The organism is Dyella thiooxydans (assembly GCF_001641285.1).
GTDB classification, from domain to species: domain Bacteria; phylum Pseudomonadota; class Gammaproteobacteria; order Xanthomonadales; family Rhodanobacteraceae; genus Dyella_A; species Dyella_A thiooxydans.
Genome location: NZ_CP014841.1, coordinates 1,924,715 through 1,936,360, shown reverse-complemented (window position 1 = coordinate 1,936,360; position 11,646 = coordinate 1,924,715). Strand labels below are relative to the sequence as shown.

The 11,646-nt window shown below is 67.5% G+C and carries 10 protein-coding genes; 8 read left to right on the top strand and 2 right to left on the bottom strand.

The window, feature by feature from the left end:
• Positions 1-15 precede the first annotated feature (15 nt).
• The 6 genes from tgt to motB all read left to right on the top strand — a co-directional run bounded on the left by tgt (position 16) and on the right by motB (position 7,009).
• The gene (tgt, locus tag ATSB10_RS08770) at positions 16-1,140 is read left to right on the top strand and encodes a tRNA guanosine(34) transglycosylase Tgt (protein ID WP_063672191.1); all 1,125 of its coding nucleotides are present in this window, start codon (positions 16-18) and stop codon (positions 1,138-1,140) included.
• 179 nt (positions 1,141-1,319) lie between these two features.
• Positions 1,320-1,655 carry a preprotein translocase subunit YajC gene (yajC, locus tag ATSB10_RS08765; protein WP_063672189.1) on the top strand — a complete coding sequence of 112 codons (336 nt, stop codon included), beginning with the start codon at positions 1,320-1,322 and terminating at the stop codon, positions 1,653-1,655.
• 86 nt (positions 1,656-1,741) lie between these two features.
• Complete coding sequence (secD, locus tag ATSB10_RS08760) at positions 1,742-3,628, top strand: protein translocase subunit SecD (protein WP_017461309.1); 1,887 nt, start codon at positions 1,742-1,744, stop codon at positions 3,626-3,628.
• Between the two features lie 139 nt (positions 3,629-3,767).
• A complete protein-coding gene (secF, locus tag ATSB10_RS08755) occupies positions 3,768-4,745 on the top strand; it encodes a protein translocase subunit SecF (protein WP_063672187.1) in 978 nt (325 codons plus the stop codon).
• 165 nt (positions 4,746-4,910) lie between these two features.
• Positions 4,911-5,771, top strand: a complete 861-nt coding sequence (gene motA, locus ATSB10_RS08750) for a flagellar motor stator protein MotA (protein WP_063672185.1) — start codon at positions 4,911-4,913, stop codon at positions 5,769-5,771.
• A complete protein-coding gene (gene motB, locus ATSB10_RS08745) occupies positions 5,768-7,009 on the top strand; it encodes a flagellar motor protein MotB (protein ID WP_063672183.1) in 1,242 nt (413 codons plus the stop codon). The genes motA and motB overlap by 4 nt, the downstream gene beginning before the upstream one ends.
• Here the strand turns inward: motB and murU are convergent.
• Entirely contained in the window at positions 7,006-7,713 is a 708-nt protein-coding gene (gene murU, locus ATSB10_RS08740; protein WP_063672182.1) for an N-acetylmuramate alpha-1-phosphate uridylyltransferase MurU, read from the bottom strand. The genes motB and murU overlap by 4 nt on opposite strands.
• Positions 7,710-8,735 (bottom strand): aminoglycoside phosphotransferase family protein, encoded by a 1,026-nt coding sequence (locus ATSB10_RS08735; RefSeq protein WP_063672180.1) that lies wholly within the window; start codon positions 8,733-8,735, stop codon positions 7,710-7,712. The genes murU and ATSB10_RS08735 overlap by 4 nt, the downstream gene beginning before the upstream one ends.
• Before the next feature lie 388 nt (positions 8,736-9,123).
• Between ATSB10_RS08735 and ATSB10_RS08730 the strand changes: the two genes are divergently transcribed.
• Together ATSB10_RS08730 and ATSB10_RS08725 are read left to right on the top strand one after the other, a co-directional pair.
• Positions 9,124-10,386: an HD-GYP domain-containing protein gene (locus tag ATSB10_RS08730; protein WP_063672178.1), complete on the top strand. Its 1,263-nt coding sequence runs from the start codon at positions 9,124-9,126 to the stop codon at positions 10,384-10,386.
• Positions 10,380-11,612 (top strand): phosphodiesterase, encoded by a 1,233-nt coding sequence (locus tag ATSB10_RS08725; RefSeq protein WP_063672174.1) that lies wholly within the window; start codon positions 10,380-10,382, stop codon positions 11,610-11,612. The genes ATSB10_RS08730 and ATSB10_RS08725 overlap by 7 nt, the downstream gene beginning before the upstream one ends.
• The last annotated feature ends 34 nt before the right edge of the window (positions 11,613-11,646 follow it).

The window sequence follows — 11,646 nt, the reverse complement described above, 5'->3', positions numbered from 1 at the left end:
GCTACAATGCGCCGGATGACTTCCCTGACTTTCGATCTCAAGGCCACCGACGGCGCGGCCCGTCGCGGGCAGCTGACCTTCGCGCGCGGCACGGTGCAGACCCCGGCGTTCATGCCGGTGGGTACCTATGGTTCGGTCAAGGCGATGACCCCGCGGGACATCGTCGACGTGGGTGCCGAGATCATCCTCGGCAACACCTTCCACCTGTTCCTGCGCCCCGGGCTGGAGATCGTCGAGAAGTTCGGCGGGCTGCACAAGTTCATCGGCTGGAACAAGCCGATTCTCACCGATTCGGGCGGTTTCCAGGTGTTCTCGCTGGCGCACAAGCGCAAGCTGGCCGAGGAGGGCGTGACCTTCGCCTCGCCGGTGGACGGCTCCAAGGTGTTCCTGTCGCCGGAAGTCTCGATGAAGATCCAGACCGTGCTGGACTCGGACATCGCAATGATCTTCGACGAGTGCACGCCTTACCCGGCCACCGAGAAAGTGGCCAGCGACTCGATGGAGCTGAGCCTGCGCTGGGCCGAGCGCTCGCGCCGTGCCTTCGACGAGTTGAAGAATCCCAACAATCTGTTCGGCATCGTGCAGGGCAGCGTGTACGAACCGCTGCGGCGGCGTTCGGCCGAGGGGCTGGTGAACATCGGCTTCGACGGCTACGCGGTCGGTGGCCTGGCGGTCGGCGAGCCGGAGGCCGAACGCAACCACACGCTGGATTTCACCGTCTCGCTGCTGCCGGCGGACAAGCCGCGCTACCTGATGGGCGTGGGCCGGCCGGAGGACATCGTCGAGGCGGTACGCCGCGGTATCGACATGTTCGACTGCGTGATGCCCACCCGCAACGCCCGCAATGGCTTCCTGTTCGTGCCCGAGGGCACGCTGCGCATCCGCAATGCCAGGTTCGCCGACGACACCCGGGTGATCGAGGAAGGCTGCGACTGCTACGCCTGCGCCAACGGCTTCAGCCGCGCCTACCTGCGCCACCTGGATCGCTGCAACGAGATCCTCGCCAGCCAGCTGGCCACGATGCACAACCTGCGGCACTACCAGCGGCTGATGGCCGGGCTGCGCGGGGCGATCGAGGCCGGCACGCTGGACGATTTCACCGCCCGCTTCTACGCGCTGCGCCAGGGCGCGAAGGCCTGACCGGCGCGCCGGCGGGGAACCAAACGGTGCCGCTGGCGCTCCATGGAGCGGCATGCCGGCGGCGAGGGGCTGTCGGCCGGTTCCGGTGCAGCCCCCCGGGGGGCATGGCATAATCCGGGATCTTTTATCGGGCGTTCAGCGGAAACAGCAGCTGGCGCCGTCACTTACGGGACAAACAGATGAGTTTTGCCATGACCTCCGTGATCGCCCAGGCCGCACCGGCCGCCGGCCAGGCCGCGAACCCGCTGCTGACCTTCCTGCCGCTGATCGTCCTGTTCGGCGTGATGTACTTCCTGATGATCCGCCCGCAGATGAAGCGCCAGAAGGAGCACCGCCAGATGGTCTCGGCGCTGGCCAAGGGCGACGAAGTGGTCACCAACGGCGGCATCGCCGGCCGGGTGGAAGAGGTGGGCGAGGCCTTCCTCACCGTCGAGATCGCGCCCAACGTCAAGGTGCGCGTGCAGAAGGGCTCGATCTCCCAGGTGCTGCCCAAGGGCTCGCTGAAGGCCTCCTGACGACAAGCGCGGCGCGCCCCTGGGGCGCGCCGCGTCCGTTTCTACGTTACCGCCGCCGCCGCAGGTGGCTTTGATGGATGCAAGGCATGAGTGATTTCCCCCGCTGGAAATACGCGCTGGTCGCGCTGGCTTTGGTGTTCGGCATCATCTACGCGCTGCCCAACGCCTTCCCGCCGGTGCCGGCGGTGCAGGTGCAGGCGAACCACGGCGCGCCGCTGGATGCCAGCGTGCAGCAGAAGGTGGCCGACGCCCTGGCCGCGCAGAAGATCGCCTACACCGGACTGGCGATCGACGGCGATCACCTGGTGGCCAACTTCTCGAACGCGGACGTGCAGGCCAAGGCCTCCGACGTGATCAAGGCCGCGCTCGGCGACAACAACAACTACACCGTCGCGCTGAACCTGGCGCCGACCGTGCCGGCCTGGCTGCGCGCGATCCACGCCAAGTCGATGCCGCTGGGCCTGGATCTGCAGGGTGGCGTGCACTTCCTGATGGCGGTCGACCAGAACAGCGTGATCGACCAGCAGGAGGAGCGCTACGCGGATGACATCCGCAGTCTGCTGCGGCAGAAGAACATCCGCTACGAGTCGGTGACGCGCGCCAAGGGGCGCGGCAACGGCATCAACATCGCGCTGCGCTCGGATGCCGACCGCAACGCGGCGGCCAGCGACATCGCCAGCGAGTATCCCGACCTCAACGTCAACAACGGCGACAGCAGTGGCGACCGCTTCATGCTCAACGCCGCGGTCAAGCCGCAGAAGCTGCAGGAGATCGCGCTGGGGGCGATCAAGCAGAACGTCAGCACGTTGCGCAACCGCGTCAACGCGCTGGGTGTGTCCGAGCCGGTGATCCAGCAGCAGGGCGAGAACCAGATCGTGGTCGAGCTGGCCGGCATGCAGAACCCGGCCGAGGCGAAGAAGGTGATCGGCGCGGTGGCCACGCTGGAATACCACCCCGGCATCGGTTATCCGGGGGATCCGCAGGCCGTGGATGCCGCGAAGACCGGCAACGTGCCGCCGAATGCGCGCCTGTACTACATGCGCGGTACGCACCAGCCGGTGCTGGTGGCCAAGCAGCTCATCGTCAGCGGCGACCAGCTGGCCAATGCCACCTCCGGCACCGACCCGCAGAGCGGCACGCCGACGGTGAATGTCACGCTGACCGCGGCCGGCGCCAAGCGGATGCTGGACTTCACCACCAACAACGTCGGCAAGCCGATGGCGGTGGTCTACGTGGAGACCACGTACGACACCAAGACCGTCGACGGCAAGGAAGTGCGTACGCCGCGCGTTACCGAGGAAGTGATCAGCGACGCGCGCATCGACGGCGTGTTCGGCAAGAACTTCCAGACCACCGGCCTGGGCAGCCCGAAGGAAGCCTCCGAGCTGGCGCTGCTGCTCAAGGGCGGCTCGCTGGCCGCGCCGGTGGACATCGTGTCGGAGTCGGCACTGAGCCCGAGTCTGGGCCAGGACAACATCAACAAGGGCTTCAAGGCGGTGATGCTGGGCCTGGCGCTGGTGCTGCTGGCCGCGGCGATCTACTACAAGCTGTTCGGCCTGGTGGCGGACATCGCGCTGTTCTTCAACCTGGTGATCCTGGTCGCGGTGATGTCGCTTATCGGCGTGACCCTGACCATGCCGGGCATCGCCGGTATCGTGCTGACCCTCGGCATGGCAATCGACGCCAACGTGCTGATCTGCGAGCGCATACGCGAAGAGCTGCGCAACGGCTCGACGCCGCACGCCTCGATCCGCGCTGGCTACGAGAAGGCCTGGGCAACGATTCTCGATGCCAACGTCACCCACCTGATCGCCGCGCTGGCACTGACCACGATGGGCTCGGGTCCGATCCGCGGCTTCGGCGTCACGCTGCTGATCGGCATCCTGACCTCGATGTTCACCTCGGTCACGGTGACCCATGCCATCACCGCGCTGATCCACGGCAACCGCAAGCTCAAGACGCTGTCGGTGTAGTTGTTGTGCCGCCGGCCGCCCGTCCCGGGCGGCCGGCGACTCGTCCGGTCCGGCACCTGTCCGTACCGGGCTCCGCGCAGCGGACGGGTCCGCGGCGCGACCGGCCATCCATGGCCGGGATCCCTTGAAGGAATGGTTCATGGAAATCTTCAATCACAACGCCAACGTCAACTTCCTCGGCATCCGCAAGTACACGATCGGTCTGGCCGTGCTGCTGATGATCGCGTCGGTCGGGCTGATCTTCACCAAGGGCCTGAACTACGCGCTGGACTTCACCGGCGGTATCTCGGTGGAAGTGAGCTATCCGCAGCCGACCGACGTAGGCCAGGTGCGCGCGGCGCTGCAGAAGCACGGCTTCGAGAGCCCGCTGGTGCAGAGCCTGGGTGGTTCGCGGCAGATGTCGATCCGCCTGCAGGCCAAGGAGGACACCGCCGACGCCGCCGCGGACAAGACCGGCGCGACCAGCTCCGCCGCCGCCGACAAGGTGGCCAACGACGTGCTCGCTGCGCTGAAGGCCGAGACACCCGGCGTGACCATGACCAGCCACAGCTTCGTCACCTCCGCCGTGGGCGACGAGGTGAAGAGCGACGGTTCGGTGGCGGCGATCTTCGTGATCATCGGTATCGGCCTGTACCTGTGGATGCGATTCGAGCGGCGCTTCGCGATCGCCGCGCTGGTCACCGAGGTGCATGACGTGCTGGTCACCCTGGGCGTGATCGCCCTGGTGCAGCGCGAGTTCGACCTGACGGTGCTGGCCTCGGTGCTGGCGGTGATCGGCTACTCGATCAACGACAAGGTGGTGGTGTTCGACCGTATCCGCGAGCTGTTCCGCTCCGCGCGCAAGGCCGAGCCGGAGGAGATCCTCAACCGCTCGATCAACACCACGTTGTCGCGAACCATCATCACTTCGCTTTTCACTGGCATCACCATGGCCGCGCTGTACTTCATCGGCGGCCCGGCGGTGGAGGGTTTCGCGGTGACGATGCTGATCGGCATCGTGGTCGGCACGCTGTCCTCGATCTTCGTCGCCAGCCCGATCCTGCTGTGGCTGGGCGTGTCGAAGAAGGACCTGATGCCGGTCACCAAGGAGAACCCGGAGCTGGCCCGCCGTCCCTGATCGGCGCAGCGGTCCGCAACGGAAAAGCCCGGCTCATGCCGGGCTTTTCTTTTGTGCGCACGTTCATGCAACCGTTCGCACGAAAAGCCTCAACTTGCCGAAAGGTCCGCCGATAAACGGAAGGTGCCGGGGTCACGGCATCTTCAATCAAAGGCGGAATGGAACATGCTTGTCGTCGTCGGTGCCCTGGTCGTGATTATCGCCGTGGTGGGCGGTTTCGTGCTGTCCCACGGACATCTCGCCGCGCTGTGGCAACCCTACGAGCTGTTGATCATCGGTGGCGGGGCGCTGGGCGCGTTCCTCAGCGCCAATCCGTCGAAGATCGTCAAGGCATCGATCCAGGATGCCATCGGCCTTATCAAGGGACCCAAATACAAGAAGCAGGACTACGTGGACCTGCTCTCGCTGCTCTACGACATCTTCAGCGTGGCGCGGAAGGAAGGCCTGCTGGCACTCGAGTCGCACATCGAGAACCCGGAAGAGAGTCCGATCTTCACCAAGTATCCGCGGTTGATCCGCGAGCACCATCTCGTCGATTTCATCACCGATTGCCTGCGCCTGATGGTCAGCGGCAGCATGAACGCGCACGAACTCGAGCCGCTGCTCGACTACGAGCTGGAAACCCACCATCACGAAGCCGAGGCCCCGGCGCACGCGGTGGCCAAGATGGCCGACGCGATGCCCGGCTTCGGCATCGTGGCGGCAGTGCTCGGCATCGTGATCACGATGGGCTCGCTCAACGGTGGCGACACCTCCGCCATCGGCGAGCACATCGCCGCCGCGCTGGTCGGCACCTTCCTCGGCATCCTGCTGGCCTACGGCTTCATCGGTCCGCTGGCGCAGGCGATGGAGTCGAAGGTGAAGGAGGACAGCAAGGCGTTCGAGTGCGTGAAGGTGGCGCTGATCGCCAACTTGCGCGGCTACAACCCCAAGGTGGCGGTGGAGTTCGCGCGCAAGTCGCTGTCGTCGCAGTCCCGCCCGAGCTTCCAGGATCTCGAGCTGCACCTCAAGGGCGCTGCGGCATGAGCGAGGACCAGGGCGAACCGGTCATCGTCGTCCGCAAGATCAAGCGGATCAGCGGCGGACACCACGGTGGGGCCTGGAAAGTCGCCTATGCCGACTTCGTGACGGCGATGATGGCGTTCTTTCTGGTCATGTGGCTGCTCGGCCAGGGCACCAAGCAGCAGAAGGCGGCGATCGCCGAATACTTCAACAACCCGAGCATGCAGCAGGGCCAGGCCACGGTCGCACCACCGGGGCAGGTGGGCGCCGGCGGCGCCAGCGACAGCATGATCAAGCTCGGCGGTGCGATGGACATTCCGAAGGGCCCGGGCAACGAGCGCCGGTATGCCAAGCCGCAGACCTCCAAGGAGGACCTGGAGAAGCTCGCCAAGGCGCAGGAAAAGGCGCGCCTGGAAGACCTGATGCAGCAGCTCAATGCGGCCATCCAGAAGAGCCAGGCGCTGGCGCCGTTCAAGGACCAGTTGCTGCTGGACATCACTTCCGAAGGTCTGCGCATCCAGATCGTGGACAAGCAGAACCGCCCGATGTTCGATCTCGGCAGCGCGCGACTGAAGGACTACACCGTCGACATCCTTCACGAGCTGGCCAGTTTCATCAACAAGGTGCCGAACCCGATCAGCATCTCCGGCCACACCGACGACGCGCCGTATTCGAACGGCCGCGACTACAGCAACTGGGAGCTTTCCGCCGATCGCGCCAATGCCGCGCGACGGGCACTGATCGAGGGTGGCCTGCAGAACGGCAAGATCGCCCGTGTGGTCGGCCTGGCCGATTCGGTGCCGTTCGACAAGAACGATCCCGGCGCGGCGATCAATCGGCGCATCAGCATCATCGTGATGACGCACGAGGCGGCCGAGGCAGCCAAGTCCCCGGAAGGGGCCGACAGCGCGCCGGCAGCGGCCGCTTCGGCCCAGCCGACGGCGGATGCCGCCCCGGCCATCGCCGCTTCGCTTGCCGCCTCGCCGGTGGCGCCGGCGATGACGGTGACCGCGCCGTCGACGCCGACGGTGGTCGAGTCGCGCTCTGCCGCCAACGAGTCGGCCGCAAGCGCGGCACCAGTTGGCCTGGCGACGCCTGCTGCCCAGGGCCTGCCGCCGATGCCGGCCGCGGTGCGGGCCGTGCAGGACGCAGGCATGTCCGCGACGGTCCGACCCGGCCGGGAGGGCGCGATGCCTGCGGCGGTGCGGGCGATCCAGGCCGCCGGCTACCCGGCGGCGGCAACGACGACGCGATTGCCCTAGCGGCTGCCTGGGAACAAGGCCCGCTCGAGCTCGGCCAGACGCTCGGGCGTGCCTACGTCGGTCCAGTGCCCGCGATGATGCATGCCGTCCACTGCGGCGCGGGCCATCGCGGTGCGCAGCAGGGGCGCGAGCGGGAAGCGCGGCGGCTGGCCGGGCAGGGTCGTCGATGCATGCTCCTGCCAGCCATCGAGCACCTCCCGGCGATAGACCCCCACGCCGGCAAAGGTGAGGCGCGGTTCGCCCCGGGCATGCAGGTGTCCGTCGGCGTCCAGGTGAAAGTCGCCCCCCGGATGGTGGGGCGGGTTGTCCACCATCACCAGGTGCGCCACGCCGCGCGGCTCGGCGGGCAGGCGGGCGAGATCGAGGTCGGCCCAGATGTCGCCGTTGATCGCCAGGAACGGTTCCGGCCCCAGCAGCGGCAGTGCGTTGAGCATGCCGCCGCCGGTCTCCAGCGGCGTCGCTCCCTCGTACGCGTAGCGGATGCGCAGGCCCCAGCGCGCGCCGTCACCGAGCGCCTCGGGAAACTGGTCGGCCAGGTGCGAGGTGTTGATCACCACATAGTGCACGCCGAGCGCCGCCAGCTTTTCCAGGTGCCATACGATCAGCGGCTTGCCGCCGACCGCGAGCAGGGGTTTGGGGGTGCGGTCGGTGAGCGGGCGCATGCGTTCGCCCAGGCCCGCGGCGAAGATCAGCGCATGCCTCATGCGGGTACCGGATGGGTGGTGAGGTCGCGATCGCCGACGTGTCGCGCCAGCAGGTCGGCCATCGGCTGCAGTTCGGGGTAGCTGCCGGCGATGTCGATCACGTAGTCGGATACGCGGGGCAGGTCGGCCAGGTAGCCGCGCTTGCCGTCGCGGTAGGCGAGCCGGCAGAAGATGCCCAGCACCTTCAGGTGACGCTGCAGGCCGATCAGGTCGAACCAGCGCAGGAAGGTGGCGGTATCGACCTCGTCGTCGATCAGCCCGGCGCCGTGCAGGCGCTCGCGATAGGCCTCGACCCAGGCCTCGACGCGCTCGCGCGGCCAGGCGATGTAGCAGTCGCGCAGCAGCGAGGCGAGGTCGTAGGCGATCGGGCCGGCCAACGCGCCCTGGAAATCGATGATGCCGGGGCTGGCCAGCGGCGTGTCGTCGTCGATCACCAGCAGGTTGCGGCTGTGGAAGTCGCGGTGCACGAACACGGTCGGCTGCGCCAGCGCGCTGTCCAGCAGCACGCCGAAGGCTTCCTCCAGCGTTTCCAGCTCATCGTCGTCGGGCGTCACGCCCAGGTGCCGGCCGAGAAACCATTCCGGCAGGATCGCCAGCTCGCGGGCCAGGAACGCACGGTCGTAGTGGGCCAGGTCCGTGGTACCCATGCGGGTCTGGATGCGCAGCAGCGCGTCGAGCGCGGCACCGTAGAGCTGTTCGACCGAGCCTTCGTTCAATTCCGGCAGGTAGGTACGGGTGCCGAGATCCTCGATCAGCAGGAAGCCCTGCGCGAGGTCGGCTTCATGCACCGCGGGCACATGCAGGCCGGCGTCGGCAAGGCGGCGTCCGATCGCCAGCCACGGCGCCGGATCCTCCAGGGCCGGTGGCGAATCCATCACGATCCAGCTGCGGCCGTCGTGGCGGGTACGCCAGTAGCTGCGGAAGCTGGCGTCGGACGATGCGCTCTCCAGCGTGAGGCGGTCGTCGCCGAGCGTGCGGCGCAGCCAGGCGAGGCGTTCGTTGGCGCGTTCGGTGGAGGTCATCGGCGGCGAGGCCCGGGCGAAAAATGCCAGTCTAGCGTCAGCGCCCGTCCGCGGAAGCCGGGGAGGCGCCGGCGTTGCGAAACCGTTTTCCTGCCGATCACCGGCAAGTCTCTGCTCGAACTGATTTTTCCCGACGCCGCGTTACCGCTTGAACCGGCGCGCATTGTGGGCCACCTTAGGCGGACGGCGGCCGTAGCGCCCGGGTGATGCAGGCCGGCCAGCCGAGGGGAATTCCTGCCTTTGAGCTCGATGCATCTGGTCTTGTCGTCGCATTTGTCCGGACTACGTCTCCCGGTGACCGTCGCGCGCGCGACGACATCGTCGGGCAACGTGGACGGTCCGCGCCGCGGGGCCGGTCCGCGGCACGGGCTCGCCCGCGGTGTACGTCATGGCGTTTGAACTGGAAGAACGCTGCATCGACGTCGCCGATGTCAAGCTCGGCATGTACGTCTCGCGGCTCGATCTGCCGTGGGAGCAGACCCCGTTCCCGTTGCAGGGGCTGGAGGTGCGTTCGCTGGAGGACATCGACAAGCTCCGCGAACTTTGCCGTTTCGTCTACGTCGATGCACGCCGGCAGGTGATTATCGACAACGTCCCGCTGAAGATCCTCAACCGCACCGAGCTGCCCGAGGCTCGCTTCCAGGCACGCATCGGCTATCGCGACGAGGTGGACTTCGCCGAGGAACTGCCGCGCGCCCGCGAGGCGATGGAGCAGGCGTCTACCCTGGTCGACCGGGTCTTCGACGACGTGATGCAGGGGCGCGAGCTGCCGGTGGAAAGCGTCGAGCAGGCCGTGCGCCCACTGGTCGCCAGCGTGCTGCGCAGCGCCGATGCGTTCTTCTGGGTCGAGGGCCTGCGCCGCCGCGACAGTTATTCCTACAACCACGCCATCCACTGCAGCGTGCTGGCCGCGCTGTTCGGCCGGCACATGGGCTTCGCCGAAGAGACCATCGTCAGCCTCGCCGCAGGCGGTCTGCTGATGGACGTGGGCAAGGCGCGGGTGCCGGCGGAGTTGCTGACGCACCCCGGCAGGCCGAGCGCGGAAGAGATGGAGCAGATCCGCCAGCACGTGGCCCACGGCCTGGATATCCTCCATGCATCTGAGCTGCGCGATGCCGACGTGATCGACATCGTCCGCACCCACCACGAGCGACACGACGGCCAGGGCTACCCGGCCGGGCTGGCCGGCGTGGAGATTCCGCTGGCCGGTCGCATGCTGTCGATCATCGACGCCTACCATTCGATGATCAGCGAGCACACCTACCGGCCGGCGGTGTCCCGCCACCAGGCCCTGCGCGCGATCTACGCGGCCAAGGGAACCCAGTTCCAGGCCGAGCTGGTCGAGCAGTTCCAGGTCTGCCTGGGCGTCTACCCCACCGGCTCGATGGTCGAGCTGACCACCGGCGAGGTCGCAGTGGTGCTGGCGCAGAACCAGGCGCGCCGGCTGACGCCGCGGGTGGTGATCCTGAGTACGCCGGACAAGCTGGCGCTGACCACCTTCCAGGTGATGGACCTGATGAACCAGCCCGAGGGCAAGCCGCAGGTCCACATCCGCCGGGGCCTGGCGCCGGGCGAGTACGGCATCGATACCGCCGACCTCTTCCTGCAGGGAGGCGCCGACCGGGGCGTGCGGGGAGCCACTGCTTGCTGAATCGGGATGCGCTGCGGTCGGCTTTCGAAGCCGCGATCCTGGCGCTCGCGGGAGAGGATCGCATAGCTGCGGTCGTGCTCCAGGTCGAGGGGCTGCGCGAGCGGCGGCTGCGGTTCGGCTACGCCGCCGGTGACGCGGCAGTCGAGCAGGTGCTGAGGCTGATTGCCGACGTGCTGCGTCCGCTGGACACGGCGCTGCAGATCGGCGAGGACCGCTTCGCCCTGCTGCTTCCGGGCATGCGCAATGCCCAGCATGCATTGTTGGCGGTGACCCGGCTGATGCAGGTGTTCGAGCAGCCGGTGGTCGGGCGGGGCGAGCCCTGGCGGGCCCGGCCGGTCATGGGTATCGCACTGTATCCAGACCATGGCGACGGTCCCGAGGCGGTCCTGTTGCGAGCGGACGCGGCACTGGACGAAGCGCTGCGGCTGGGTGAGCAGCACGCGATCCATGACGGCGCCAGCGATCCGGTGGTGGTGCGCTACGGTGAGCTTCACGATGCCATCGAGGGCAACCGGCTGGCGGTGTTCCTGCAGCCGATCCTCGATCTGCAGGGCGGCGGGGTGGTGGGGGCCGAATCGCTCGCGCGCTGGCCGGCGGGTGGCGGCCGGGTGGGTATCTCGCCCGCGGATTTCGTGCCGTTCGCCGAGCAGAGCGGACTGATCGGGCCGCTCACTCATTGGAGCATCAACGCCACCCTGCGGCATGTGGCACAGCTGCGCTCGTCGGTGGGGATGAAGTTCTCGATCAACCTCTCACCGCGGGTGTTCGACCAGCCCGGGCTGGTCGAGAAGCTGACCGGTGCACTGGAGATCTGGGGCATCGCGCCCGAGCGTATCGTCGCCGAGGTGACCGAGACGGCGCTGGTGAACGACCTGGAGCAGACCGTGCGCGTGCTTCGCCGCCTGCGCGATCGTGGCCTCGGCGTCGCGATCGATGACTTCGGCACCGGCTATGCCAGCATCGCCTACCTGCGCAAATTCCAGGCGACCGAGCTGAAGATCGACATCTCGCTGGTGCGCGGGCTCGAGGGCGATGCGCGTGGCGCCAAGTTGATGCGCGCAATCATCGACATGGCCCACCATCTCGATCTGGTGACCGTGGCCGAGGGTATCGAGGATCCGGCAACCCAGGCGTTGCTGGCGGGGATGGGCTGCGATTTCGGCCAGGGCCATCACCTTGGCCAACCCATACCGGCAGGCGACTTCGTCGCTCGCTTCGGCGGCTAGACCGCACCGTGTCCGAAGCATCCGGCCGATGCTG